Source organism: Collinsella sp. WCA1-178-WT-3 (M1) (assembly GCF_009696325.1).
GTDB lineage: Bacteria > Actinomycetota > Coriobacteriia > Coriobacteriales > Coriobacteriaceae > Collinsella.
On sequence record NZ_VUME01000006.1, the window covers coordinates 70,816 to 97,687 of the forward strand.

Sequence of the window (26,872 nt, forward strand, 5' to 3'; positions counted from 1 at the left end):
ATGGGTATTTTCGACAAGCTTTTCTCGGGCGTCGCCGGCGGCAGCCGCGAGCCCCAAAAGCCCTCTGGCGTCGAGCTCGAGCTGCGCCGCAGGCTTACTGTGCTCGCAAGCGACGAAGCCACTCAAGACACTCCCCTGCGCTATTTCCTGCGCTGGGAGGGGCAGGTCCAAGGCGTTGGTTTTCGCTTTACCAACACCAACCTCGCGCAGGCACGCGCACTCACCGGCTGGGTGCGTAACATGGAAGACGGCTCAGTCGAGATGGAGATACAGGGAGCTCCGGCAAACATCCTATCTCATCTCGAGGCGCTTCATGCCTCCTACGAGCGCATGGGAACGCGTTTTCGCCTCGTAGACGCCCAGGTCCGAGCCCCACTTGCCAATGAAGGCGGTTTCACTCCTCATTATTAGTATTGTGTGCTAAATACGGTATCATTTACCTACGACCGTTAATAGAAAAGAGGCGAGGCGCATGGCGGTGCAAAGAAGGAATACCAGGCAGCGAAAGCTAGTTCTTGATGCCGTGCGCCAAAGCTACAACCATCCCACCGCCGAAGAGATCTACAACGCTGTGCGCGCGCAGGATGACAAAATCAGCCGCGGTACGGTCTACCGCAACCTCAATCTCTTGGCCGATGCCGGGGAGATTCTCTCGATTAAAACGCCGGGCGGCAGCCGCTTCGATCGTGCCATCGAGCCGCATGCGCATATCATCTGCACCTCGTGTGGCCGCGTCATCGATGTGCCGCTCCCCTTCAATACCCAGCTCGACGCCAGGGCATCCGAACAAATCGGATGGAGCGTCAGCTCGCACTACACCATCTTCGAAGGCCTCTGCCCCAACTGTAGGTAGATTTTGGGACATGCCTTAAAAGCAACTTTTCACCGATTGCGGCAAAAGAAAGATTTCCAGGCATGTCCCAAATGTCTACTCAGCAAGTAGGCGACGCAGCTCTTCTTCGACCGTGCGCACGTAACGGACGCGGTCGTTGATACCGCGCATACTGGGATTGCAGCTCTCCATCAGATAGGGATGGCCCACCACGTTGAGCATGTCGCGGTCGTTTTCATTATCGCCAAACGCCATCATTTCGTTAGGTGAGATCCCCAGCGCACGACCATAATCGGCAAGCGCGGACCCCTTGCCCGAATCAAAGCCGATAAAGTCGGTCCATTCGGTTCCCGACGTCATCACATCGACCCGGTCGCCAAAGCGACGGACGAAATACTCCAGCGCCGCCGGCTGCTCTGTCCCGGGCGTTTGAAACGCGATCTTAATGACGTCCTCGTCGATGTCCTCGGGACGGTCGACCACCGCCACATCGCAATGGACCTCGTAGCGCAAATGGTCGACGAATGCATCGTTGCCGCTCATGGTGTAGAGGTGTCCCTCACACGAAAGGGTCACGTCGGCATGGGGATACGCAACCACGGCATTCGCGATATCCATAGCAAGGTTACGCTCCATGGAACGCTTGACAACGGCACGCCCCTCGCTCATCACGAGGGCACCGTTTTCGCATACATAGGCGAGCTCATCGGCCACCGGGGCAAACAGATAGCGCAAGCTCGCATATTGACGGCCGCTCGCCGGCATAAACACGATGCCACGACGATGCAGCTCATCGATGAGCTCAAAGGCCTCGGAACGCGGCTCGCACTCCCCCGGATGCAGCAACGTGCCGTCCAAATCGCATGCAATCAGCTTGATTCCCTCAAGACCCATATGCTTTCCCCCACAGCACCTCATCAACAGCAAGACGGACTTTGAACAGCTGCCTCTCAAAGTCCGTCTTGCTCATACGCACGTTAACCGCGCGCCTTTTTTACGATCGTAAAGTCGGGAGCCATGCTCACAACGGCATACGCCGCACTCGACGCAAAGCGCCGGTCCGTATCGAGTTCACGGGTAACCACCGAGAGCCGAACACCCTCGACGCCCCGGAGCATGCGGCCCAAAACAGGCTGCACCGGCGTATACATGCGCATGGTATGCTCGTCCGAATCGCCTCGGAAAAGCGGCGCGTGCATATTGCCGATCTCCCAGCACGCATGCGCGAGCGCAATCGGATCCATGCGGTCGACTTCGACCAAATAGACCTCGGCGCTGCGCAGGCGCACGACAACCGCCACGGGCACCATGCCCGAACGGTCGATGGCGAGCACGTCGCCGTCGGCAAGACGACTGCCGTCGGCAGCATCCAGCCGAACATCGACCGTGCGCCCCAGCTCCGTCACGCCCGCAAACGCGCATACATCAGCCTGGTCCCAATCGAGCAGCAGCTCGTCAACTTCAAAGATGCCACCCAGCTCCCGACGAAGCAGGAGTTCATAGGACGGATCGTTGAGATTTCCCAAGCATGTCGTCGAAACCAAGCGTTCAGGCATACTCTAATCCTCGACCTCGACGAGCTCGATATCAAAGTTGAGATCCTTGCCGGCCAGCTCGTGGTTAGCATCGAGCGTCACAGCCTCGGGCGTCACATCGATGACAACGGCAGGGACAGGCATGCCGCTCGGCGTGGACAGGAAGAGCTTCATGCCCTTCTCGATCTGCTCGATGTTGGGAACCTGCTCGGCCGGGAAGGTGATAACCATCTCGGGATTGTGCTCGCCGTAGGCATCGGCAGCAGGAATGTGCACGGTCTTCTTCTCCCCCACCTGCATGTCGACAACGGCGGCATCGAAGCCCTTGATCATCTGACCGGCACCGCAGGTGAACTCCAGCGGCTCGCCGCGATCGTAGGAGCTATCGAACTGCGTGCCGTCGTCGAGCGTGCCGCGATAATGAGTCTTGACCTTCTTGCCCTGGTTGGACATGGAAACCTCCGTGATAAGGGCGGCACACAACGCGGGCCGCCATGAACGTATGGCGCTAACTATACCCTAGTCATACAATTCGAAGACAGTTTGCAAAGAAACGCTGCAACCGGAGGAACCATGGCATATCCCGTATTTGACCTACACTGCGACACCGCCGACCGCATCGGCTGGGCCACGCTCGATCTCGACCTGCGCTTTACCGCCGGCACCGACGGTTATTTCCCCGGCGACGAGACGCATCCGCAAGATTTCGACCTCATCGAGGGCAACGCCTGCGCCATCTCGCTCGCAAAGATCGGCAACACGCCGTGGGCACAGTGCTTCGCCACGTTTATCCCCGACGAGATTCCCACCGCCCACGCCGCGCGCTTCCAGGCGCAGATCATGGCGCATATGAGCGGCCAGGCCATGCTCAACCACGACCGCATGGTCAAAGTGCGCAGCGCCGCAGACATTCGCCCTGCGATCAAGGACGGCAAGGTCGCCTGCATCCACACCATCGAAAACGCCACGTTCTTTGCCGAGGACCCCGCACTGATCGAGGTGCTCAAGAGCTTGGGCGTACTCATGTCGTCACTCAGCTGGAACGCGCAGGGGCCGCTCGCGAGCGGACACGATACCCACGCCGGCCTCACCGCCGCCGGCATCGAGGCACTTACGCAGATGGAGCACGCCGGCATGGTGCTTGACGTCTCCCATCTCAACGATGAGTGCTTTGACGAGGTCGCCGCCCGCGCCACGCGTCCCTTCGTCGCCAGCCACTCCAACTCCCGTGCGGTTTGCGGCGCCAAACGCAACCTTACCGACGACCAGTTCCGCACCATTCGCGACATGGGTGGCATCGTCGGCCTCAACTACTGCAGCGAGTTCCTTTCCAACGACGCAACCGACAAGACCGCCGCAGACGTCACCTTCGATCAGCTAGCGGCACATATCGAGCACTGGCTCGACCTGGGCGGCGAGGACGTCATCGCGCTCGGCGGCGACTGGGACGGCGCCACGGTGCCCGCTTTCCTCTCCGATGCCAGCAAGATGCCCGAGTTCCAGAACATGCTCTCCAAGCATTTTGGCAAGACCGTGATGCAAAAGCTCTGCAGCGACAACGCGCTTGCCTTCTTTGAGCGTTATTAATTTCACATCCCTTGAGCGGGCCGGCATGCCGAACGGTCGACATGCCGGCCCGTCCCCAATCTGAAGGGCCGCTTTTGACGCAGCAGTTTACGATTTCCGTATCCCGACCGGATGGGATGCCCATCCCCGTCGTCGTTACCAAAAAGCGCGTCAAGAACTTCAACCTACGCGTCACATCGAGCGGTGAGGTCCACGCAAGCGCACCGCTCGGTGCCACCCGCGAGCGTATCGAAGCATTTGTGAAGCGCAACAGCGCCTGGATTATCAGCCGACTTGCCCAGCGCGAGCAACGTCAGGCGACGGAGCGAGAGCCGCTCAGCCCCTCGTCCATCATTGCGCTTTGGGGCAAGCCCATCACGGTACAAGATGCGCTCGATCACAACTTTGCATCACCCGCACCGCGACCCAAACAGGCCACCTTCGCAAGTTTTATGGGTACCGACGAGCCAGACGAACACCCACAGGCCAAGCGGCACGCAATCCTCGACGGCCTAACGCCCGATGAGCTCCAAGCCCGCATCGACCAGCTCTATACATCCGAGGTCACCACGGCGCTGCGCGATATGGTGCGCACATACGAAATCGCAATGGGTGTCGCCGCTTCCCGCGTTTCCGTGCGCAGCATGAAAACGCGCTGGGGCTCGTGTACGCCCAAAACCGGTGCCATTCGCATCGCACGCGAGCTTGCCGCCTACCCCGTCGAGTGCCTTGACATGGTTGTCGCCCACGAGCTCGTCCACTTGCTCGAGCCAAGCCACAATCAGCGGTTTCACGCCCTGCTCGACACGTACTGCCCCAACAATAGAGCTCTGTCGCAGCGGCTCAAGCAGCCACCCATAGAGACGTATTAGAACCGGTTAGCGCACGCGCTCGATCTCGACACCACAGCTTGCCAGGGGAAGACCGACGGGCGCCCAAGGCTTATCGAGCTTAACACGAACGCCAAGCAGCAGGGGGTAACGACGTAGCAGCATCTGGGCCACGCCCTCGGCTGCGGCCTCGATGAGCTTAAACGTATGCTCGCGCAGATAGCCATCGACATCGTGGCACACCGAGCCGTAATCAATCGAGGCATCCAGGTTATCGTGCTCCCCTGCTGCACGCAGGTCGGCATAGAGCACCAAGGACACGATGAACTTCTGGCCTAGGGCGTTCTCCTCGGGATACACGCCGTGGTTGGCAAAGACCTCAAGACCTTCAACGGTGATGCGATCGGCATGGCGCAGATCGTCATAGCTCACGTGGGGCACCGCCGTTGCGGTGGATATTTCGCCCCTTCCACGGCGGGCGAGCTCGGCGCCTTCAGTCTTGGTTGCATTCTCGGGCAGTTTCTTGTTACTCATCGCGATCGTCTCCTTCGTTTAGAACCCCGACCGCGCAAACCAACTACACGCGAATCGACAGGTTCTTTTTATCATCGCTCCAGTTGCAGGCATTGCGCGCGGGGCATGCAAAGCAGGCGCGCGATGCTTTGTCGGCTGCATAGAGCAGACGCTCAAGCGGTTGGCTGTTCACGCGCAGCTTTCTATGGCCTAAAATGGCCGTCTTAATGGCCGCGGCATCGGCCGGATCAAATGCCACGTCATCGGGCATGCCGCCAAGAATCGCATCAGCGACGCGCTCGCTTGCAACATCATGGGATATACCCGATTCATACTGTTCATCTTTGCCGATATCGTGAAGAAGTGCCGTGGCGTAGATGACCTCGCGGTCAAATTCGAGCTGTTCCTCAAGATTCTTAATCCACATAATGCGCGCGACATCCAGCAGATGGTCAATACCGTGGCGGCAGAAGATACGCCCCGATTCCAACTGTGCAATGTTGCCCAGGTGCCGCCGGAACAGCCCATTGGCACAAATGTAATCAATGCGAGGCATGGCGCCAAAGGGAGTCAGGCCCGAAGCCATAAAACCGCGACGCGGCGTCCCCTCATCGGTCTTCGATGTAAAGTCGTTGACGACTCTCATGGTTAGCGGTCCAGCATCCTAAAGAATCGCTCCTCGAGCGCGGGATCGGTCTCAAAGACACCGCGACGAGCAAGCGTTACGGTCTTGGCACCGGGCTTTTGCACGCCGCGCATGGTCATGCACATATGCTCGGCTTCCATCAGCACGATCGCCCCTTGGGGAGCAAGATATTCCATGAGGGCATCGGCAACCTGCGCGCACAGCTGCTCCTGCAGCTGCAGACGACGGGCATAGACCTCAACCGTGCGAGCAAGCTTAGACAGACCCGCCACGCGACCGTTAGGGATATAGCCGATCGCAGCCTTGCCATAAAACGGCAGCAGATGGTGCTCGCACAGCGAGTAAAACGTAATATCGCGCTCGATAACCAAATCGTTCGAAGCGACGGCAAAGGTTTTGGACAGGTGCTCCTCGGCACTCCGGCCCATACCGCCGGCAATCTCGCCATACATACGGGCGACGCGTGCCGGGGTCTCCAGCAGGCCCTCACGAGTTGGGTCCTCGCCTATACCTTCAAGCAGCAGCTTAATAGCAGTCTCGACTTTTTCCTGATCGACCATCTGGGCCTCACTTTTTTCGATTTCGTGTTCGCGCTATGGTACCACGCTGGCACGCAACCTCTTCCAGCTACATAGTATGGGTCGAATAGACCGGATCGTCTCGCCAAAGCTCCACAGCGTCGCAAAGCGCAACGCCCTCGCGCGCAGCACGAGCGCGCGTGGCGTTCATGTCGATCACGCGCTGATTACTCGAACCCCTAAAGCGCAACGAGATATCGTACAGATCTTGAACGAACGGACCGTCCACCAACATGTCGAGGCAAGCAAGGATACGGTCCGTCACGTCGGTATGGTGACGGCCGCCCGGCATTAGTTCCTCGAGCACGTCACCGGTAAAGCACCAAATGGTCTTCCCAGACTCCACAGGGTAGGTCGCACGCACGCGTTCGATAAAATCAACGAGTCCCGCCTGGTTCTCGGGTTCCATAGGCTCCCCGCCCAGAATCGTCAGGCCATCAATAAAGGGATGATCAAGACTATCGATGATTTTGTCCTCGACGGCACGATCGAACGGCTCACCCGCGGCAAAGTCCCATGCGACGGAGTTAAAACAATTCTTGCACCCACGACGGCACCCACTCACAAACAGAGAAGTACGAACGCCTTCTCCATCAGCAATGTCGAAATACTTAATGTTCGCGTAGTTCATAGGTAACCTTCCTGGGGGTCTGGAGCATATCATCCCGTCCTCAAACATTCTCGGCCTTCGGCCTGCGAAACTGCGGGCGGGACAATATGCTCCAGACCCCTCGCGAGCGACACTCGGTGAACGAAGCGAACATCGAGTATGGGGTTCGAGGTCCAATAAAAACTGGGTTGCGGCTCAACCGCCATCGCAAGTAAATCGCAGCTGCAGCTCGAATTATTTCCGCTAAGAACTTCGAGGAGTGAGCAGACCGCATGCTGCATCTCAGCTACATCAACTTGGCTGCCCCGTAGCGAGGCCCCGAACCTTTGCTCGATATGAGTTCCGCACGAACAGGAGGCGCCAGTGGCGCCTCCGTCGTGAGCCAGGACTGTCCGAAATAGCGAGCAAAGGTCCGGGCCTCGCTACGGGGCAGCCTGGGATGGTTATTAGAGATGCAGCACGCGGTCGCGGATCTCCTCGGTTCGACCCTGGTTCCAGAACTGGGTACCGATGTAGCCGCACGTGCGACGGGCGACATTCATCTTCTCCTGGTCACGATTGCCGCAATTGGGGCACTCCCACACCAGTTTGCCATCGTCCTCGACAATGCGAATCTCGCCGTCATAGCCGCACACCTGGCAGTAATCGCTCTTGGTGTTGAGCTCGGCGTACATGATGTTGTCGTAGATATACTGCATTACGCGAATGACCGCCTTGAGGTTGTCCTGCATGTTGGGAACCTCAACGTAGGAGATAGCACCGCCCGGCGAAAGCTGCTGGAACATGCCCTCAAACTTAAGCTTGTCGAAGGCATCGATCTCCTCGGACACGTGGACGTGATAGCTGTTAGTAATGTAGCCCTTGTCCGTCACGCCCGGGATAATGCCGAAACGGCGCTGCAGGCATTTGGCGAACTTGTAGGTCGTCGACTCAAGCGGGGTGCCGTACAGCGAGAAGTCGATATCGCTTTCGGCCTTCCACTCGGCGCACTTGTCGTTCATGTGCTGCATGACGGCCATGGCAAACGGCGTGCCCTCCTTCTCGGTGTGGCTGTGGCCCGTCATGTACTTGACGCACTCATACAGACCGGCGTAACCCAGGCTAATGGTGGAATAACCGCCCACGAGCAGCTTGTCGATCGTCTCGCCCTTCTTAAGGCGCGCCAAGGCACCGTACTGCCAAAGAATCGGCGCAGCATCCGAAAGCGTGCCCATCAGGCGCTCATGACGGCACAGCAGGGCACGGTGGCACAGCTCAAGGCGCTCATCGAAGATCTTCCAGAACTTGTCCATGTCCTGATGCGAGCTCAGCGCAACATCGGGCAAGTTGATGGTCACAACACCCTGGTTAAAGCGACCATAGTACTTAGGCTTGGTCGGGTCATAGTTCAGAGCGTTGGCGACATTGTTAAAGCCGTTGCCCGAACGGTCGGGCGTCAGGAAACTGCGGCAACCCATGCAGGTATAGCAATCGCCGTTGCCGGCGGTCTCGCCCTTAGACAGCTTGAGCTCGCGCATCTTCTTCTCGGAGATGTAGTCGGGCACCATGCGCTTGGCGGTGCACTTGGCGGCGAGCTTGGTCAGATAGAAGTACGGCGAATCCTCGCTGATGTTATCGTCCTCGAGCACGTAGATGAGCTTGGGGAACGCCGGGGTGATCCACACGCCGGCTTCGTTCTTAACGCCCTCATAGCGTTGACGAAGCGTCTCCTCCACAATCATGGCAAGGTCGTGCTTCTCCTGGGGCGTACGGGCCTCATTGAGATACATAAAGACCGTCACGAACGGCGCCTGACCATTCGTGGTCATAAGGGTCACGACCTGATACTGAATCGTCTGGACGCCGCGACGAATCTCATCGCGCAGGCGTTCCTCAACGACCTCGCGAACCTTCTCGGCAGATGCCGAAACACCGAGCTCCTCAAGCTCGCGAGCGACCTCGCCGCGAATCTTTTGACGGCTCACCTCAACGAACGGGGCGAGATGGGTCAGCGAAATAGACTGACCGCCGTACTGGGAGGAAGCAACCTGGGCGATAATCTGCGTCGCAATGTTGCAGGCGGTCGAGAAGCTGTGCGGCTTCTCGATCAGCGTGCCCGAGATAACGGTGCCGTTCTGGAGCATGTCCTCCAGGTTCACCAGATCGCAGTTGTGCATGTGCTGGGCAAAGTAATCCGAATCGTGGAAATGGATCAGGCCCTCATTATGGGCATCCACGATCTCCTGGGGCAGCAGCACGCGTTGGGTCAGGTCCTTGGAAATCTCGCCGGCCATATAGTCGCGCTGAACGGAATTGACGGTCGGATTCTTATTGGAGTTCTCCTGCTTAACCTCTTCGTTATTGCACTCGATCAGCGACAGGATCTTGTCGTCGGTCGTGTTCTTTTGGCGCTTCAGGCTCTGAACATAACGATAGATGATGTAGCGGCGAGCGACCTCGTAGCAGTCGAGACGCATGATCTCGTCCTCGACCAGATCCTGGATCTCCTCGACCGATACGGTATGGCCGGCCTTCTCACATGCCTCGGCGACGTTTTGCGCCGCGTAGATCACCTGGCGGTCGGTAAGACGAGAGCCCTCCTCGACCTCCAAGTTGGCGGCGCGAATCGCATTGACGATCTTATCGATGTCAAAGGCAACCTCGGTGCCGCTGCGCTTGATGATCTTCATCCTCTTGCCTCTTTCGCGTCGTAATCCCATTGCGCTTCAGAGCCAAACGATGCCTGGCAGGGCTTGTCCCTGTCTTGCGGCGCCGTCGCGCAATCTGTGTTCTCGATAAACCATAGGTCCTCATGCGGACAATCCTCGCGGCCGATCAAGCGGCTCAAAGGCGTGTCCAAATGGGACGAACAAGGTCTTCGTTCTCTGTCCGCCATCTATCATACGACAAAGACGCCTCTATATCCTGTATTCTTTTTTTAGGTCAAACACAACATATAGTGTTTCAGCAGGTCAAAGCAATTGGTCATTTTACAGACACATTAATTATGAGGGTTTCTTGGCAAGTCGGTAAAACGTTACCAACGCGGCTACCTGCAAGGCAGTTATAAAACCCCCTAGTCAAGCCGCCGACAAATCCTACCAAAACCAAGCCGCTCACGCGAAAAGAATCCAAAAGATTATGCTTGACCAACATGTTGCGGTCGAATGCCGGCGGACGGAGCGACGGGGCTGCAAACGCTCGGAAGACTACAGCCCCGACACCCCGTCCGCCGGAATTCGATAGGCGAGGAGCTATTAGTTCTCTTCGCGAGCTATCATGCGGCCGAGAGCCGCTGTAAAGGGATCGAGCAGCACACCGGCGATAACCACAAAAGCCCACCCCTTTGTGACAAGGCCCGCCCAGCGCGCGAAGAACGTACGGCCTTCAATCGTTCCGAATCCTCCCTGGAAGGCAATCTCGCCAAAACCGATCACCATAAAAGATTGCACGGGGGTCAACCATGAAAACGCGGGCGACGTGCACGGTTATGATCAGAATAATCATCTCCCACGAGACCAAGAGGCCAATAACGACAAATTATGCTGGGCAGCAAATGCAACGTGAAAAAGCGACCGAGGTCGATAATTTGACGGTATATTATGTGTGTTTATAACAAAACAGTCCAGAAGCAAAGCCTCTGGACTGCGAACATTTGGTGGGCGTTACAAGATTTGAACTTGTGACCTCTTCCGTGTCAGGGAAGCGCTCTCCCCCTGAGCTAAACGCCCAAATGGAGCGGACAACGGGGCTCGAACCCGCGACCCCAACCTTGGCAAGGTTGTGCTCTACCAACTGAGCCATGTCCGCTTACAGGGATTAATCTTACGTGATACCCGCATCCTATGCAAGAACTTTTTTGAAAAGTTTTGCGACGCCCTCGCGAACCTCACGAAGACATCAGCCACCTCAAAAAGGCCGAGCTCCTCACCCTGATACACGTATGCCGAGCCCGGAAGCGCCAGCTCAAGCAAAAGGGCCGCCCGCGCGCGGCGCTCGCCGAGTTCACGGTCCTCGTCATAAGACGACCCGTCGCGTAAGAGCCAGTCGGGCGCAATCTGGTGGTAGCGCGTCGCCTTGATTTGCGGCAGGGCATAGCGCGTCGCCACGCGCGATAGATCTCGTGGACCTCGTTGCGGTCCCACAGCGGATGGGTGCCGTCGTCAACCATGTCATCGCCCTCGGCGAGATGCAACCGGTCGAGGTCATCGCGGTCGAGGTCCTTGGCGAGACCGTGCGCCACATCAATGCGAAAGCCATCAACGCCTCGATCGCTCCAAAACGTCAGGACGTCGCAAAAGAACGCATGAACCTCGGGGCATGACCAGACAAAGTCCGGCCGCTCGGGCGTAAACATATGCAGCTACCACTGACCGTCCGCAACACGCGTCCAGGCGGGGCCGCCAAAGTTGGCATTCCAATTGGTGGAAGGCAGCTCGCCATGTTCGCCGCGACCATCGCGGAAGATATAACGGGCGCGCTCGGGCGATCCAGGGCCGGCGGCAAGAGCGGCTTTGAACCAGGGGTGCTGGTTGGATGAATGATTGGGCACGATGTCGACGATGACCTTGATGCCGCGTGCGTGAGCCGCAGCGACCATGTCATCGAAGTCGTCAAGCGAGCCGAGACGTGGGTCGACATCGCAGTAGTCCGCCACATCATAGCCACCATCGACAAGAGGCGATGGGTAAAACGGGCTCAACCAGATGGCCTCGATGCCCAGCCGCTCAAGATAGTCCATCTGCTGGGTAATGCCCGCGATATCGCCCAGACCCGAACCAGTCGAATCCTTAAACGAGCGCGGGTAGATCTGATAGATCGCGGCATCGGACATCCATGGGCGCGAAGAGGACTTTTCTGTAGCCATGGAGCGCGCCTCCCTTGCAACGAGGTTTTGCGAGATGCCCGCGATGATACGCCCAAAGCTGTTATTCGCGGCAAACAACGCCACAGCCACGCCCCAAGACGCTCGCTCCCTCTCGGGTGCGAGCCTCCCGGGACGAATCGACCGATTAGTGAAAAGAACGGAAAACCCACTCCCCCGGCCACGACAGCGAGCGGGCTCCGGGTGCCCCAGGTTGCCGCGAAAGAGGAGGGAAGCGTACTTTATGTACGCGACCGACGATTGAGGGGCAAGATGGGGTGCCCGGGGCTCGCGCAGCGTCAACAAAAAACGCGGTTCGTTAGAACCGCGTAAGATAGTTGGAGCGGACAACGGGGCTCGAACCCGCGACCCCAACCTTGGCAAGGTTGTGCTCTACCAACTGAGCCATGTCCGCATATGTAAAACAAAACGGGCGCCGGAGCGCCCGGATGTTGCCTGGAGGCGAAGCCCGGATTCGAACCGGGGGTAAAGGCTTTGCAGGCCTCTGCCTTACCACTTGGCCACTTCGCCGAAAAAGGACCGTTAAGAACGGTCCGGAAATGCAATGGAGCGGACAACGGGGCTCGAACCCGCGACCCCAACCTTGGCAAGGTTGTGCTCTACCAACTGAGCCATGTCCGCTTGCGGGTTATTAATTTACGCGAGTTATCCAAAAGACGCAAGTACTTTTTTCAAAAAAGTTGCCCAAAGCAAGTTCACGCAGGAAAATCATGTCGACCCAAGGCGCTAAGCGCACGATTCCAATGCCGAACTAAACAGCTTCACCATCCGAACGCGTGTGCCGGCACCATCCGTGCGACGGGCAACCTCCACATTATCGACGAGCATGCGCATAAGCTTGATACCGCGTCCGCGTTCCTCGGATGCCATCGGTTCGCTCGCCCCATCGATAGAATAGCCAGCGCCTCGATCAAGCACCTCAAGCACAACACGGTCCCCATAGGCCTGAATCGTCAGGATGCAGCCAACACCGCCCGCATGGTCATATGCGTTACCCAATGCCTCCCCCAACGCTAATGCGACGTCATAGCGCTCATCACGCCTCAGGGGAAGTGATTCGAGAAGCTCGGCCACACGGTGCCGATAATACGGGAGATTCTCGATGCCTCGCTGCACCTTGACGCTCTTGCTCCATCGCGGCAACTCCCCCACCGGAATGGCGGGAATCGACTCCCGCACCGGACCCGCAACATGAAGGATGTCGACAAGTCGGGCAATCTCCAAAAAGCGAACGACCTCATCGGAGGCGTTAACAAGCGAAAGCAGCCCTTCTCGTCTCATAAGCTCTCTGGCACGCGTAAGCAAAAACGCCAAACCCGTCGAGTCGATAAAAGCCACGGTCTGGCAATTGATGACAACACGGCGCACGCCCCGGTCGATTAAATTATCCAACCGTCGGCGCAGCTCGGGCACCGAGGCGATATCGATATCGCCCGGTGGCGTCAAAACCGCTATGTCATTCCACTCATTCATGCGACCATGGTTCCCCAAAAGAGCTCGCTCGATGCACACTTTTCTGCAACCGTTAGGATTCTGTATGCCCAACGTCGCGACCTACGATCGACCCCGTAAAAACTCAAGGGACACCAATGCAATGTCATCGTCCAGCGCCGAGTCGGTAAAGCGGTCAAGCTCGCCCAAGACCTTACCGCAGATGCCCGATACGCCCTCACCCGAAACAGAGAGTAGAAGGTCGCGCAGGCGTTGCTCGCCAAAGAAAGCACCCGAGCGGTCGCGTGCTTCGATCGTTCCGTCGGTATACATAAACAGCATGTCACCAGGATCGAACGTAAACACGCCCGTCTCGTACACCATGCTCTCAAAGGCACCGATCACGCCCGATTGGCACCCAAGGAGCTCCACTTCTCCCCCGCAGGTCTCTCCTCCGCCATGCGGCGTCGACGACGGCCTAATGACCATAGTGGGAGGATGTCCCGCAGAGCAATAGGTAGCGCGGCCCGCTTTTAGATCAATCTTGGCGATAAACGCCGTCACAAACGTCTCGACCCTCGAAAAGCCCATGAGCATGCTATTGAGCGAGCGGGCCATGCGAGCGGGTCCCGCACCCTCCCAGGCATAAGCCGTCAACGCCGTCTTGACGAGCGCCGACATCGACGCCGCCTCAATTCCTTTGCCGGAGACATCGCCCAATATCATAACGGCGCAATCGTCGGGAAGACGGACAAGCGTATAGAAGTCACCACCGACCAACGCCGAATTCGTTGCCGACAGGTATACCGAATCGGTTGCGATGCCCGGAACGTCGCCTAACGAATTTCTCATGCCAATCTGAAGCGTCTGAGCGATATGACGCTCTTCACGCTTTTGAGACTCGCCCTCATAGATCAGCTCAAAGTCGTGTGCCAAATGCACCATGTAGTCGTATTCAAGGTCGTCGATTGGCTCCTGGCTGCCATCACGGAGCAGCAAAACGCGCCTCGTCGGTCCCTTGGCGATATCAGCGGGCACGATTGCATCGTTGCTTCGCGTACCATCCGCCTCCGAGCTGCAGCGCCCCGCCTCGATACCGGAATCGACATAAAGTCCCTGACACGGCAGGCCGTGGGCTCTCAACCATGCGCCCATAGTCGTGGATTCGTCCACGCGCGTAAGGCGCACGTGTTTGAGGTCGTCGGCGCTCGTCCCGCCCAGCACCGATGTCTCAAATCCATCGGAAATTGCCCCCAGGCGCGCCGCCGGCGTCGTGACAGAAAAGAAGAGTGACTCCGGATCGCCCGGCAATGCCACACGACTGCCGCCTTCAAAATCGATGACATAGGTTTCGAGGCCCGCATCATACTCCACGGGGCAGAAATGGCAACTGAGCACAGCGCAGATTTCGGTCGACACCGCACGCGAGGCGGCAATAGGATCATCGAGATAGGCAAACAACTCATCGCGCAGCACGTTGAGAGAACGGCCAAGCTCTGCCGTGCGACGTGAACGTAGACTCGATGCCATGCCGACTAGTTGGATGGAGAGATAATCGCAAATGACCTCGAGCACGTTGACATCATAGACAAGCGGCGCCTGCGGACGTTTCCAACCGACCTCCAACACACCGAGCACCTGAGTGCCATAAAACACGGGAAGACATATCTCGCTGCGGTATGGAGGCATATCTTGCACGCGTAGCAGGTGCTTAGAACGATTGTCCAGGTCCATGAACATACCCGAGGCAATCCTATCGCCCTCGAGGTCCTGCTGAATCGACAGGCGGCAGGCACGAGACTCACGGAGCACATACGTCGGGATACCCGCACCATACGGCATAAACTCTGGCAGGTAGCTGTCATACAGCTCCTTGGAAACACCGCGAAGCTTAAAACCGCCGCTCTCAGAAAAATAGATGGCAGCACCCGAGGCATCGAGGGTTCCTACAAGCTGGTTCAAAACGGTATCCAACAAACTAGGAAGCTCATCGGAGCCCACCGTGCTCATAATGACCGACAACGTGCCCGAGAGGCGCTTATTCGCCACTCTGAGCTCCGAAAGCGCACGCTTGAGCTGACGGTCATGCGAATACTGCTCTTCGATACTATGGAGCGCCACGAGAACACGCGGCGCACGGCGGCCAAAGATACGAGGCGGCGTAACCGAGCCGGCACAAACTAGGACGGGAATAAAGGAGCCGTCACTTAGCTTAAGCATCAACTCGCTCTCGGTACCATTGGTCTCAAAAGGAAGACGATGTTCTGTCGCGCGTTCAAATGCTGACGAGTACAAGAGATCTTTAACGTCCCCGTTGATCACATCGGAACGTTCCTCGCAGATCAAGTCGAGCAAGCGATTGTTTACATGCAAAATGGTTCCGTCGAGCTCGCAGATAATGACAGCATCGCTCGTAATATCGACTAATTGGGCAACGTCAACCCACTCATTGCGCTCAAGCGTTTCCATCGTGAACCTCACCGTCTATCGGTAACAAAAAAGCCTCCGAAGAGGCTTCTCAAATGCGATGGTGTCGGAGGCGGGACTTGAACCCGCATGACCAAAAAGCGGTCACTAGCACCTCAAGCTAGCGCGTCTGCCAATTCCGCCACTCCGACATGCTATATTGTTGATTCGCGGTTCGTTTTGTTGGACCCGCGCTTTCAACGAGGAAGATAATAACCTATGATTCGAGAACTGTGCAAGCACTTTTTTCAAAAAAGTTTACGAATTTGAAAATGCGCAGGTAGACTGACCTGTTCGGGCAGGAATGAGGTTGCCTTCCAACGCGTCCTCGGGCATGCGCCATTATTTTGATCTGCGCTTCGCGCTACAAAATAATGCCGCCCCCTGCGGAATGCGTTGGAAGGCAACCTCATTCCTGCCCTAGGGGCACATGCTTCATGCACAGTTCTCAAACATGTTCTGGGGGCTGATATAAATTTGGTGGCTCGGCTTTGCCGAGCCCTTATATAAGGAGGCCGGAGCTAAAGCTCCGGCCTCGCTATCTTTCCCATTAGATTAAGTGAGCGATCAGGGAACCGCATTCCACCTGCCGAGTTGCCGCAGAGCCTGCCCTGGTGTTGCTTTTCAGAACATTCCGCAGGACGGAGGAAGCCCCGCAGCGCGTAGCGCGCAGCGGGGCTTCCGACATGTCCGAGGACGTTCTGAAAAGCAACACCAGGGCAGGCCCGAACGATAACAACCGACTACAGGTCGATGTGCGATTCCTTGATCGGGAACGGCTCGGCGAAGTGGCAGGCGCAGCAGTGGCCCGGAGCAACTTCCCTAAACTCGGGAAGCTTCTCGGAGCAGATGCCCTGCGCGATCGGGCAGCGCGTGTGGAAACGGCAGCCAGTCGGCGGATCCAGCGGTGACGGCGGATCGCCGGCGAGGATGATGCGCTTACGGGACTTTTGGATATCCGGATCGGGAACCGGCACGGCAGACAGCAGCGACTGCGTATACGGGTGGTGAGGCTCGCTATAGAGCGTCTTCCAGTCAGAAACCTCGACCACCTTACCCAGATACATAACGGCAACGCGATCGGAGATGTGCTGAACGACGGACAGGTCGTGGGCGATAAACAGATACGCCGTACCAAACTTGTCCTGCAGTTCCTTAAGCAGGTTCAGAACCTGGGCCTGAATGGACACATCCAGAGCGGATACCGGCTCGTCACAGATAATCAGCTTGGGCTTCAGCGCAAAAGCGCGGGCAATGCCGACACGCTGACGCTGGCCACCCGAGAACTCATGAGGATAGCGGTTGATGTGCTCGGGGTTCAGTCCGACAACGTCGAGAAGCTCGCGGACGCGCTCAATGCGCTCCTCCTTGGTTCCCACGCCGTGAATGGTCATGGGTTCGGAGACGATCTCGCCGATGGTCATGCGAGGATTCAGCGAGGCATAAGGATCCTGGAAGATAAACTGCATCTCGCGACGCATATCCTTGATCTCATGCTTGCTCATTTCGGCAACATCTTTACCCTGGAAGAACACCTTACCGGCGGTCGGCTTGGTCAGGCGCATGATGGTGCGACCCGTAGTGGACTTACCGCAACCAGACTCACCAACCAGACCAAAAGTCTCACCAGGATAAATCTCAAAAGAGATGTCGTTTACAGCAGAGACGACGCGCTTGGAAAAACGCTTGGCGAACATGCCGGACTCTGCGGGGAACTCCTTAGAGAGGTGCTCGACCTTCAGTAGCGGAGTGCGCTCGTTATTGTCTGCCATTTACGCCTCGCCTCCCTTCTTGGAATCCTTACGCGTGCGGGACGTCTCAGGGGCGTTCTTGAGGAACTCGGGGTCACCGGAATAATGGCACGCAGAATAGTGGCCGGACTCGGTGACAAAACGCTCGGGGCGCTGCTTGCGGCACTTATCGGTCGCATAGGGGCATCGAGGCGAGAACACGCAACCCTCGGGCAGGTTCATGAGCGAAGGCGGGTTGCCGTGAATCGGCGTAAGCGGCTTCTTCTCATCGATGGCCTGCTCCGGGATGGAGCGAATCAGGCCCCAGGTATAGGGGTGACGGCTCTCGTAGAAGATTTCCTCAGCAGTACCGAACTCGACGGGACGGCCGGCGTACATAACCATGATCTTGTCGGCCATATCGGCGACAACACCCAGGTCATGGGTAATCATGATGATGGCGTTGCCGTTCTTCTCCTGCATTTCCTGCATAAGCTCAATAATCTGAGCCTGGATGGTAACGTCCAGGGCAGTCGTGGGCTCGTCGGCAATCAGAATATCGGGATCGCAGGCAAGGGCCATGGCAATCATGACGCGCTGACGCATACCACCAGAAAACTGGTGCGGATACTCATTGACGCGTTTCTCGGGCTCGGGAATACCAACGAGGTCCAAAAGCTCGGTGGCGCGCTTGAGCGCCTCCTGCTTGGAGTAGCCACGGTGCAGACGAAGGCCCTCACCCACCTGTTTGCCGATCTTATAGACCGGGTTCAAGGAGGTCATAGGATCCTGGAAGATCATCGCAATATCGTTGCCACGAATGTGCTGCATCTCTTCCTCGGTCATCTCGAGGATAGAACGACCGCGATAGCGAACGTCACCGCCCTCAATCTTTCCCGGAGGCATCGAGATAAGACCCATGATGGTCATGGCGGTCACGGACTTACCGGAGCCGGACTCACCGACGACACCCAGGGTCTCGCCACGATCGAGCGTGTAGGACACACCATCGACAGCGCGAACGACGCCATCCTCGGTGTGGAAATACATCTTAAGGTCATCAACCTCGAGCAGATGCTGGCCCTCGGGAACCGGCTGGTCCTTCAGGTCCACATAGTTCTTGTTCTTCTTCATCCTTATGCGTCCTTCATCTTGACGTCGAGGGCGTCGCGCAGACCGTCACCCAGCAGGGTGAAGGCGAGCACCGTCGAGAGAATTGCCAGACCGGGCATGATCATCATCCAGGGGGCAGTCAGAAGATACTGCTGGCCGTCCTGAATCATGGAGCCCCACGAAGGCGTAGGCGGAATAACGCCCATGCCGAGGAAGGACAGAGCGGACTCGGTCAGAATGGCGCCACCAATGTTCATAGTCGCGTAGACCACGATGGAGGCAACGGAGTTCGGGAAGATGTGACGCACGACGATACGAGCATCAGATGCACCCATCGCGCGCGCAGCGTCAACATAGTCGTTTTCCTTGACCGTCAAGATCGCGGATCGGAAGACGCGCGCAATCGAAGGCCAGCCAAGAATACCGATGGCGATAAAGACGTTCTGAAGACCACGGCCGATAACGGCGATCATGGCGACAACGAACAGCACGTACGGGAACGCAAGGAAGATGTCCGCACAGCGCATGATGATCGTATCCCAGATGCCGCCGTAGAAACCGGCCAGAGCGCCCATGACCAGACCAATCACCGTGGAGATCGCAGTGGCCATAATGCCGACGGACAGCGAAACGCGTGCACCGTAGATAACGCGGACGAGAATGTCACGGCCAAGGGAGTCGGTGCCAAACGGGTGCTCTGCACACGGAGCCAGCAGCGACGTCTCGGCCATGGTGGTCGAATCGGAAGCCGTCGGCGAACCGAGCCAGGGCTTAGCCCACAGATCTGCGGTCAAGGCAACCACAACGACGATAATGATCCAGCAGACACCGATAACGGCGAGCTTGTTCTTACGAAGACGCTTAAAAGCGTCGCCCCACAGCGTGCGAGACTTGGCGGGAGCAGATGCGGCCATGGTGGCGGTAGCCTGCTCCTGAGACTGAGAATCAGTTTCCTGCATGAGACGTACCTCCCTTAGGCATTATCCGACGGACCGCCAAGGCGGATGCGCGGGTCGAGGAATGCATAGCTAATGTCGACGAGCAGGTTGATCACCATGACGACGACGACGATGAGCGTAACGCCGCCCATAACGATGGGCCAGTCACGCATGCTAATGGCGCGATAGACCTCATAGCCGATACCGGGCCAGTTAAAAACCGTCTCGGTCAGGATGGCGCCCGAAAGCATGGCACCAAAGTCGACACCAATATAGGTAACGACGGGGATGAGTGCATTCTTAAGCGCATGCTTGATGATGATCGCGCGATTGGAGAGACCCTTGGCCTTTGCCGTACGGATGTAATCCTGGCTCATGACGTCAAGCAGCTGCGAGCGCATAATGCGGGCGGCATAAGCGGTCGAAACCGAAGCCAGCGTAATGGTCGGAAGCACATAGTGCATCCAATCCTGATACTGAGAACTGGAACCACCGGCACCCGAGATCGGCATGGAGAATGCACCGCCCGTGGCGTCCTTGAGAATGACGCCAAAGAACAGCTGCAGCAACATACCGAGCCAGAAGGCCGGGACGGCAACGAGGATCGACGTGGTGAGCGTTACCAAAATATCCCAGAAGGAATAACGCTTTACCGCCGAAATGATACCCGCACCGATACCCATGATTGCCTCGAGTACGATGGCGCACGCGGCAAGTTTGACCGTATACGGATACTTCTGGGCAAAGATTTCCGTAACCGGCAGCTTGCGCTGATAGGAATTACCCAGATCGCCATGAAGCAGGCCGTTCATGTAATACAAGTAACGGTCCACGAGCGACGTTTGAACGGGGTCACCGTTCTCGTCAAGGATCGCGTTGCCGTCCTCGTCCGATTGGACCAGGTGATAGCGGACGCGAAGCTGAAGCTCCACCTCGGGGGACAGAGCCTTGTCTCCACCGATCAGCTTGATCGGATCTCCCGGCACGATATTCTGGAGGGCGAACAGAATCAGCGTAACGCCCAAAAATACCGGGATGAACTGAAGCACACGTTTAACGATGTACTTACCCATACCACTCCCCTATCTAGGGATTAACTTAAATGGGATGCCGATCGCCAGACCGGCATCCCAAAATTACCGTCAGCCAGTTTACCCCAGGTTAGGGAGAACTGTATGTTTCCCATGAGGTCTACGTAAATACTTGACCCTCACGGAAGTTGCAAAACTCTTAGGCGAGCTCAGCGGTACCCAGATCGGCGTGCTTCTGCGGATCGACATAGAGGTACTTGATACGATCGGAGCCGGCGATGGTGTGCGTGTAGAACATCAGCGGGATGACCGGGCAGTCAGCAGCGACCATTGCGTCGGCCTCCTGCATCTTAGCGACGCGCTCTTCGTCGTCAATCGTGGTACGGGCCTCGTCGACCTTGGCGTCGAACTCGGGGTTGTTGTAACCAGAACGGTTGTCGCCACCGAGGGAGTCGGAGTGGAACAGCGGATACAGGAAGTTGTCCATGATCGGGTAGTCGGCAATCCAGCCCAAACGACCGAACTGATAGTTGAGGTTCTGGTATTGCTCGAGCAGGGCAGACCACTCGGGGGTATCGGAGACGGCGGTAATGCCAACCTTGGCAAGGTCACCGATAATGGACTCCATGATCTCCTTGTGGCCACCGTCCTGGTTGTAGGACAGAGTCACGTTAATGCCACGATCACCGTTGGCGTCAGCGGGAGCAACCTTGTCGAGGTACTCGTTAGCCTTGTCGACGTCGTAGGCGCAGAACTCCCATGCGCCCTCCTTGTAGCCATCGATGCCCGGAGGAACAATGCCGTCAGCGGGGGTGCGGGTACCCTTGAAGATGGTCTTGCAGATGGCCTCACGGTTGATGGCCAGGGAGATACCCTTACGCAGATCGGCGTTGTTGAACGGCTCGGCCGTGGTGTTGCAGGTCAGGTAGTAGGTGGAAGGCTCGGCACCGAGCAGCATGCGCTCGCCGTCGCCCATGGTGTAGCCGTCCTTGGACTCGCCGCGATCCTTCTTGGCGGCGTCGATCTGAGCAACGGGAACGTCGCAGATGTCAAGGTTACCGGCCTGGAACTCCTTGTAAGCGGTCTCCACGTCCTTGATGACCTGGAAGTGGATGCCATCGATTTTGGCCTTGTCGCCATAGTAATCGTCGAACTTCTTGAGGTTGATCTCCTGACCATCCTCCCACTTGCCGTCCATCATGAACGGGCCGTTACCGATCGGGGCAAGGTAGAAGCTCTTGACATCGGACTCGGCGCACTCGGGAACCGGGGACAGAGCCGGATGAGAGGCGACGAAGGGGAAGTCGGCGTAAGCGGAAGTCAGCTTGACGACGAGGGTCTCATCGTCAGGGCAGGTAACACCGCTGAGCTCAGTAGTGTTACCGGCAAGCAGATCGTCATAGCCCTCGACCATGGAAAGGTGATAGGAGACCTCGGAAGGACCATACTCTTTAGCGACAGCGGACTTGGTGCTGACCAGACGCTCCCAACCGAGCTTGAAGGACTTGGAGGTAACGTCATCACCGTTGTGGAACTTGGCCTTCTTGATCTTGAAGGTAAACTCGGTGGCGTCGTCGTTGGCCTCGAAGGACTCGCAAGCCAGCGGAACGATCTCGCCCTTCTCGGCGTCATAAGAGGTCAGAGCGTCAAAGAGCTGGTACTCGACCTGAGTGCCCTGGTCCTCCTGGACATTGTAGGGGTCGATGCAGACCGGGTTATTGATGTAGAAGTTCAGCGTCGAACCGGACTCAGAACCGGAAGCGTCGCCGCCCTTCTTGCCGCATGCGGCAAGAAAAGCCATGGAGCTCGCAGCAAGGGTACCGCCGACAAAGGCGCGACGACCCATAACGGGCTGGTGGAACATAGAATCAGCCATGCCATCCTCCTTATGAGATAGGACAAAGAAATGTTCAGTCGGACATATGTCGAGACAATCCGATCCGAACTATCGAAACGCCGCCCGTTGCTATGGCTGGTTATGCACAACAGGCCAACGTTTTCAATACAGTAGCGCATTTTATGCACGGTTTGGGGCTAATTCCGGTTAACGGTCGAGAATTTCTTTAGTTGGGCGCAGTATGTGGTGATATTCTGACTCTGTTACAAATATGTAAACAAAAAGGGTCCCGCACTTGCGGAACCCTTTTCAATTATTTTATGCGGCTCGTGCTTAGTAGCCCACGATGCCCTGCGGGAAGAAGAACATGCACAGCACGACGCACACGGCAAACACGACAGCCATGATGACGGTCAGGCGGTCAAGGTTCTGCTCCATAACGCCCGTGGCAGAGCTGGAGTTATACAGCGAGCTGGCAATCATATCCGAAACGCCGGTGCCCTTACCGGAATGCATCAGGACGAGAATCGTCAGCGCCACGGCAGAGACAGCCCAAACTACAAACAGCAGAATCTGAAACGGACCCATAGAGAAGCTCCTTAATAGAACAATTCAAACTCCAGTACTGTACCACAACCCCCAACACTCCCCACCTGCCATTTGGGGACGAGGTAGAAATGGCAGAAATACCAAAAAAAGGGGGGTTGCCCGAATATGGTCAACCCCCTTGCAAAGAAACGCTTGGCGTTTTCTCTTAGGCCTCGGTCGCGAGCACGCGGCCCGTCATCTCGGCGGAAGGCTCCAGACCAGCCATGGTGAGCATAGTCGGGGCGATATCGGAAAGTCGACCGTCCTCGATACCGGTGAGCTGTGCCTTCTCATCAACGATGATGAACGGCACGCGGTTGGTGGTGTGAGCCGTAAACGGATGCTTGGAACCGTCGGAAGCAACGTCAAACATGTGATCGGCGTTGCCGTGGTCGGCGGTAATCAGCGCAAAGCCGCCCTTAGCGAGAATCGCCGGGACAACCTTGGACAGGGCATCGTCAACAGCCTCGACGGCCTTAACGGCCGCGTCGAAGACACCGGTGTGACCAACCATGTCGCAGTTCGCGAAGTTCACGATGTAGAAATCAGCGCGGTCCTCGTTGATGGCAGCGACGAGCTTCTCGGTAACCTCGGGAGCGCTCATCTCGGGCTGCAAATCGTAGGTAGCAACCTTGGGGGAAGCGACGAGCACGCGCTCCTCGCCCTCCTTGGGCTCCTCGATGCCGCCGTTAAGGAAGAACGTCACGTGGGCGTACTTCTCGGTCTCGGCGGTGTGCAGCTGCTTCAGGCCATTGGCTGCGATTACGTCGGCCAGAACGTTCTCGGGGAACGTCTTGGGGAAGGCGACCTCGACGTCAAACGTCGGATCGTATTCGGTCATCGTCACAAAGTGCGAGAGCTTGATCTGCTCGCACTCAAAGCCGTCGAACTCCTTGTCCGTGAACACGCGGGTCATCTGACGAGCGCGGTCGGGACGGAAGTTGAAGAAGATGGCCGCGTCGCCCTCGTGGATACCCTCGTTGTGGGCAGCGAACGGCTCAACGAACTCATCGCCGCGCGGATCCTTCTCGTAGTAGGCCTTGATACCGGCAACGGGGTCGGTATCGGCATCGGACGCATTGACCATGACGTCGTAGGCGCGCTCGATGCGCTCCCAACGGTTGTCGCGGTCCATGGCCCAATAACGGCCCGAGACGGTAGCAACGCGAGCGTCGCAACCAGTCTCCTCGGAGATCTTGGCCAGGAAGGCGCAGAACTCGCTCATGTAGCCGGCACCGGACTGCGGATCGACGTCGCGGCCATCCATAAAGGCGTGAACACGAACGGTCTTAATGCCATACTGGGCAGCCATCTTGACCAGGGCCTCGACATGGTTCATGTGAGAATGAACACCGCCGGGGCTCATAAGGCCCATGAGGTGCAGGGTCTTGCCCTCGGCCATGACGTCATCCATAGCCTTGACGAAAACCTCGTTCTTGGCGATGGAGCCGTCCTTGATGGCGTTGTTGATGCGCGAAAGCTCCTGAAACACGATGCGGCCGGCACCGATGTTGAGGTGACCCACCTCGGAGTTGCCCATCTGGCCGTCGGGAAGGCCCACGTCCTCGCCCGAAGCACCGAGCGTGGTGTGAGGATACTTCTCGTACAGGCTATCGAGGAAGGGCGTCTTGGCGGCAGCGACGGCGTTCTCGCCGTCGGCCGGAGCCAAGCCGCAGCCATCCATGATGATTAGGAGTGCAGGAAGATGACGCTGTGCCATATGCCCTACTCGCCTGCCTTGACGACCATAGAGGCGAAGTCGGCAGCCTTGAGCGAAGCGCCGCCCACGAGGGCGCCGTCAACGTCGGGCTTGGCAACAAGCTCAGCGATGTTGGCGGGCTTGGCGGAGCCACCATAAAGAACGCGGATGCCGTTGGCGAGCTCCTCGCCGAACATCTCCTTGAGGGTCTCACGGATAGCGCCGCAGACCTCCTGAGCGTCCTCGGCGGTAGCGGTCTTGCCGGTGCCGATGGCCCAGATGGGCTCGTAGGCGACGACGACCTGCTTGGGGCAGGTGATCTCAAGACCCTCGAGACCAGCCTTGACCTGGTTCACGACATGCTCGACATAGGTGCCGGCCTCGCGAACCTCAAGGGACTCACCGCAGCAGAAGACGGGAACAAGACCGGCGGCAACGAGAGCCTTAGCCTTCTTGTTCTGGTCCTCATCGGTCTCGTGGAAGTAGTCACGACGCTCGGAGTGACCGATGATGCAGTAGGTGCAGCCAGCGGACTTGAGCATGTCGCAAGAGGACTCACCGGTGAAGGCACCCTTGGCCTCCCAGTACACGTTCTGTGCACCGAGGGCGATGGGGGCAGCCTGAATGCGGTCATGAACCGTAGTAATGTCGATGGTCGGAGGGCAGACGAGCACCTCGACGCCAGCCGGCACCTCGGGCAGAGCCTGGGCCAGCTCGTCGGCGAGCTTGGCAGCCTCGGCGACGTCGTTGTTCATCTTCCAGTTACCAGCGATAAGAAGGGTGCGATTAGGCATCGAGAAGCGCCTCCACTCCGGGCAGGGCCTTACCCTCGACGAGCTCCATGGAAGCGCCACCGCCGGTGGAGATCCAGCTCATCTTGTCGGCCAGGTTAAACTTGTTGACGGCTGCGACGGAATCGCCACCACCGATGATCGAGGTGCAATCAGCCTCGGCGACAGCCTCGGCGATAGCCTGGGTGCCGTGAGCGAAGTTGTCGAACTCAAAGACGCCCATGGGGCCATTCCAGAATACGGTCTTGGCGCCCTTGACGGCCTCGGCGTAGAGCTCCTCGGTCTTGGGGCCGATGTCCATGCCCTCACGGTCGTCGGGGATAGCGTCGGAAGCGACAACCTCGGGGACAGCGTCCTCGCCAAAGTGGTCGGCAACACGGTTGTCGATGGGGAGCAGGATCTTGACGCCCTTCTCCTCGGCCTTCTTGAGCATCTCGCCAGCGCGCTCGACCCAGTCCTCTTCCTTGAGGGACTGACCGACGGTCATGCCCTGAGCCAGGAAGAAGGTATAGGCCATGCCGCCACCGATAATCAGGGTGTCGGCGGAGTCGATAAGGTGATCGAGAACGCCGATCTTGGAGGAAACCTTGGAACCGCCGACGATGGCGACGAAGGGACGCTCGGGCTCAGCGAAGATACTGGTCAGCGTGTCGACCTCCTTCTCCAGAAGGAAGCCAGCGACTGCGGGCAGGTAAGCGGCGGGACCCACGACGGAACCCTGGGCGCGGTGAGCGGTACCGAAGGCGTCGAGGACGAAGACGTCGCCATAGGAAGCGAGGGTCTTGGCGATCTCGGGATCGTTCTTCTTCTCACGCTTGTCAAAACGGACGTTCTCGAGAACGAGGACCTTGCCCGGCTCGACGGCGGCGACGGCCTCGGCGGCCTTCTCGCCATAAGTGTCGGCGACAAAAGCAACATCGAGACCAGAGAGCTCGGCGAGCTTCTTGGCGACGGGCTCGAGGGAAAGCTCGGGCTGGAAGCCGGTGCCCTCGGGACGGCCAAGGTGGCTCATGAGGATAACGCGAGCATTGTGCTCAACGAGATAGTTGATGGTGGGCAGGGCAGCCTTGATACGGGTGGTGTCGCCAACGACGCCATCCTTGATAGGCACGTTGAAGTCAACGCGGACGAGAACGCGCTTGCCGTCGACATCAATGTCGCGGACGGTCTTCTTGGTAAAGGCCATGTTTGCTTCTACCTTTCGTACGTGTCTGCCTCCCATTACGGCAGACGATTTCTTATAAAAAGGGCGCGACCTTAGGGTGTAAGCCCTA

At 57.8% G+C, this 26,872-nt stretch carries 26 protein-coding genes, 6 tRNA genes and 1 pseudogene; 5 read left to right on the plus strand and 28 right to left on the minus strand.

The genetic code is table 11. The features are described 5' to 3' along the window. Both FYJ40_RS05330 and FYJ40_RS05335 read left to right on the plus strand, forming a co-directional pair. Entirely contained in the window at positions 1-411 is a 411-nt protein-coding gene (locus FYJ40_RS05330; protein ID WP_154517403.1) for an acylphosphatase, read from the plus strand. A gap of 61 nt (positions 412-472) precedes the next feature. Then, positions 473-853, plus strand: a complete 381-nt coding sequence (locus FYJ40_RS05335; RefSeq protein WP_154517406.1) for a Fur family transcriptional regulator — start codon at positions 473-475, stop codon at positions 851-853. 75 nt (positions 854-928) lie between these two features. Here FYJ40_RS05335 and FYJ40_RS05340 read toward each other — a convergent pair whose 3' ends face one another. From FYJ40_RS05340 to FYJ40_RS05350, 3 genes are all read right to left on the minus strand, one after another. Beyond that, on the minus strand, positions 929-1,726 hold the full coding sequence (locus FYJ40_RS05340; protein ID WP_195838585.1) for an HAD-IIB family hydrolase: 798 nt from the start codon (positions 1,724-1,726) through the stop codon (positions 929-931). Positions 1,727-1,809: 83 nt separating this feature from the next. Then, positions 1,810-2,388 (minus strand): urease accessory protein UreE, encoded by a 579-nt coding sequence (locus FYJ40_RS05345; RefSeq protein ID WP_154517411.1) that lies wholly within the window; start codon positions 2,386-2,388, stop codon positions 1,810-1,812. A 3-nt stretch (positions 2,389-2,391) separates the two neighbouring features. After that, entirely contained in the window at positions 2,392-2,820 is a 429-nt protein-coding gene (locus FYJ40_RS05350) for a peptidylprolyl isomerase (RefSeq protein WP_117640821.1), read from the minus strand. 120 nt (positions 2,821-2,940) lie between these two features. Here FYJ40_RS05350 and FYJ40_RS05355 point away from each other — a divergent pair, with 120 nt between their 5' ends. Together FYJ40_RS05355 and FYJ40_RS05360 are read left to right on the plus strand one after the other, a co-directional pair. Next, positions 2,941-3,954: a dipeptidase gene (locus tag FYJ40_RS05355; protein WP_154517413.1), complete on the plus strand. Its 1,014-nt coding sequence runs from the start codon at positions 2,941-2,943 to the stop codon at positions 3,952-3,954. 116 nt (positions 3,955-4,070) lie between these two features. After that, positions 4,071-4,805, plus strand: a complete 735-nt coding sequence (locus tag FYJ40_RS05360) for a M48 family metallopeptidase (protein ID WP_154517555.1) — start codon at positions 4,071-4,073, stop codon at positions 4,803-4,805. 6 nt (positions 4,806-4,811) lie between these two features. On the opposite strand, the gene folB is transcribed toward FYJ40_RS05360, so the two are convergent. From folB to FYJ40_RS09205, 9 genes are all read right to left on the minus strand, one after another. Then, positions 4,812-5,297: a dihydroneopterin aldolase gene (gene folB, locus FYJ40_RS05365; RefSeq protein ID WP_022094401.1), complete on the minus strand. Its 486-nt coding sequence runs from the start codon at positions 5,295-5,297 to the stop codon at positions 4,812-4,814. A gap of 43 nt (positions 5,298-5,340) precedes the next feature. Continuing rightward, complete coding sequence (locus FYJ40_RS05370; protein ID WP_195838586.1) at positions 5,341-5,922, minus strand: HD domain-containing protein; 582 nt, start codon at positions 5,920-5,922, stop codon at positions 5,341-5,343. A gap of 2 nt (positions 5,923-5,924) precedes the next feature. Next, complete coding sequence (gene folE, locus FYJ40_RS05375) at positions 5,925-6,482, minus strand: GTP cyclohydrolase I FolE (RefSeq protein WP_154517416.1); 558 nt, start codon at positions 6,480-6,482, stop codon at positions 5,925-5,927. 67 nt (positions 6,483-6,549) lie between these two features. Further along, complete coding sequence (gene nrdG / locus FYJ40_RS05380) at positions 6,550-7,131, minus strand: anaerobic ribonucleoside-triphosphate reductase activating protein (RefSeq protein WP_154517419.1); 582 nt, start codon at positions 7,129-7,131, stop codon at positions 6,550-6,552. 425 nt (positions 7,132-7,556) lie between these two features. Next, positions 7,557-9,779 (minus strand): anaerobic ribonucleoside-triphosphate reductase, encoded by a 2,223-nt coding sequence (nrdD, locus tag FYJ40_RS05385; RefSeq protein ID WP_154517422.1) that lies wholly within the window; start codon positions 9,777-9,779, stop codon positions 7,557-7,559. A gap of 567 nt (positions 9,780-10,346) precedes the next feature. Further along, the gene (locus tag FYJ40_RS05390; RefSeq protein ID WP_154517425.1) at positions 10,347-10,529 is read right to left on the minus strand and encodes a hypothetical protein; all 183 of its coding nucleotides are present in this window, start codon (positions 10,527-10,529) and stop codon (positions 10,347-10,349) included. Between the two features lie 216 nt (positions 10,530-10,745). Further along, positions 10,746-10,820, minus strand: a tRNA-Val gene (locus FYJ40_RS05395). A 3-nt stretch (positions 10,821-10,823) separates the two neighbouring features. Then, positions 10,824-10,899: transfer RNA gene (locus FYJ40_RS05400), tRNA-Gly, on the minus strand. Then, positions 10,878-11,198, minus strand: coding sequence for a hypothetical protein (locus FYJ40_RS09205; protein WP_370450643.1), 321 nt, complete (start codon positions 11,196-11,198; stop codon positions 10,878-10,880). The genes FYJ40_RS05400 and FYJ40_RS09205 overlap by 22 nt, the downstream gene beginning before the upstream one ends. 14 nt (positions 11,199-11,212) lie before the next feature. On the opposite strand from FYJ40_RS09205, the gene FYJ40_RS09210 reads away from it, so the two are divergent. Beyond that, positions 11,213-11,413: a hypothetical protein gene (locus tag FYJ40_RS09210; protein ID WP_370513637.1), complete on the plus strand. Its 201-nt coding sequence runs from the start codon at positions 11,213-11,215 to the stop codon at positions 11,411-11,413. Here FYJ40_RS09210 and FYJ40_RS09215 read toward each other — a convergent pair. The 16 genes and pseudogenes from FYJ40_RS09215 to pgk all read right to left on the minus strand — a co-directional run. Then, positions 11,318-11,956 (minus strand): annotated as a pseudogene (locus tag FYJ40_RS09215) (alpha-amylase family glycosyl hydrolase); the annotation flags it as partial. The gene FYJ40_RS09210 and the pseudogene FYJ40_RS09215 overlap by 96 nt on opposite strands. A gap of 336 nt (positions 11,957-12,292) precedes the next feature. Then, positions 12,293-12,368: transfer RNA gene (locus tag FYJ40_RS05410), tRNA-Gly, on the minus strand. A gap of 42 nt (positions 12,369-12,410) precedes the next feature. After that, positions 12,411-12,484: transfer RNA gene (locus tag FYJ40_RS05415), tRNA-Cys, on the minus strand. Between the two features lie 35 nt (positions 12,485-12,519). Next, positions 12,520-12,595, minus strand: a tRNA-Gly gene (locus tag FYJ40_RS05420). Between the two features lie 105 nt (positions 12,596-12,700). Beyond that, positions 12,701-13,447 (minus strand): anti-sigma factor antagonist, encoded by a 747-nt coding sequence (locus FYJ40_RS05425; RefSeq protein ID WP_154517428.1) that lies wholly within the window; start codon positions 13,445-13,447, stop codon positions 12,701-12,703. Positions 13,448-13,528: 81 nt separating this feature from the next. Then, the gene (locus FYJ40_RS05430; protein ID WP_154517431.1) at positions 13,529-15,874 is read right to left on the minus strand and encodes a GAF domain-containing SpoIIE family protein phosphatase; all 2,346 of its coding nucleotides are present in this window, start codon (positions 15,872-15,874) and stop codon (positions 13,529-13,531) included. A gap of 59 nt (positions 15,875-15,933) precedes the next feature. Continuing rightward, a tRNA-Leu gene (locus FYJ40_RS05435) sits at positions 15,934-16,023 on the minus strand. Between the two features lie 591 nt (positions 16,024-16,614). Continuing rightward, positions 16,615-17,643 (minus strand): ABC transporter ATP-binding protein, encoded by a 1,029-nt coding sequence (locus FYJ40_RS05440; RefSeq protein ID WP_154517434.1) that lies wholly within the window; start codon positions 17,641-17,643, stop codon positions 16,615-16,617. Continuing rightward, entirely contained in the window at positions 17,644-18,735 is a 1,092-nt protein-coding gene (locus FYJ40_RS05445; protein WP_154517437.1) for an ABC transporter ATP-binding protein, read from the minus strand. A gap of 2 nt (positions 18,736-18,737) precedes the next feature. Further along, entirely contained in the window at positions 18,738-19,628 is an 891-nt protein-coding gene (locus FYJ40_RS05450; protein ID WP_370450642.1) for an ABC transporter permease, read from the minus strand. Positions 19,629-19,687: 59 nt separating this feature from the next. Continuing rightward, complete coding sequence (locus FYJ40_RS05455; protein WP_154517443.1) at positions 19,688-20,725, minus strand: ABC transporter permease; 1,038 nt, start codon at positions 20,723-20,725, stop codon at positions 19,688-19,690. A gap of 157 nt (positions 20,726-20,882) precedes the next feature. Then, positions 20,883-22,559, minus strand: a complete 1,677-nt coding sequence (locus FYJ40_RS05460; protein WP_154517446.1) for an ABC transporter substrate-binding protein — start codon at positions 22,557-22,559, stop codon at positions 20,883-20,885. A 294-nt stretch (positions 22,560-22,853) separates the two neighbouring features. Beyond that, positions 22,854-23,108: a preprotein translocase subunit SecG gene (secG, locus tag FYJ40_RS05465; protein ID WP_006236144.1), complete on the minus strand. Its 255-nt coding sequence runs from the start codon at positions 23,106-23,108 to the stop codon at positions 22,854-22,856. A 166-nt stretch (positions 23,109-23,274) separates the two neighbouring features. Continuing rightward, positions 23,275-24,828 (minus strand): 2,3-bisphosphoglycerate-independent phosphoglycerate mutase, encoded by a 1,554-nt coding sequence (gpmI, locus tag FYJ40_RS05470; RefSeq protein WP_154517449.1) that lies wholly within the window; start codon positions 24,826-24,828, stop codon positions 23,275-23,277. Between the two features lie 5 nt (positions 24,829-24,833). Continuing rightward, positions 24,834-25,601 (minus strand): triose-phosphate isomerase, encoded by a 768-nt coding sequence (tpiA, locus tag FYJ40_RS05475; protein ID WP_154517452.1) that lies wholly within the window; start codon positions 25,599-25,601, stop codon positions 24,834-24,836. Next, on the minus strand, positions 25,594-26,784 hold the full coding sequence (gene pgk / locus FYJ40_RS05480; protein WP_154517455.1) for a phosphoglycerate kinase: 1,191 nt from the start codon (positions 26,782-26,784) through the stop codon (positions 25,594-25,596). The genes tpiA and pgk overlap by 8 nt, the downstream gene beginning before the upstream one ends. Positions 26,785-26,872: the final 88 nt, after the last annotated feature.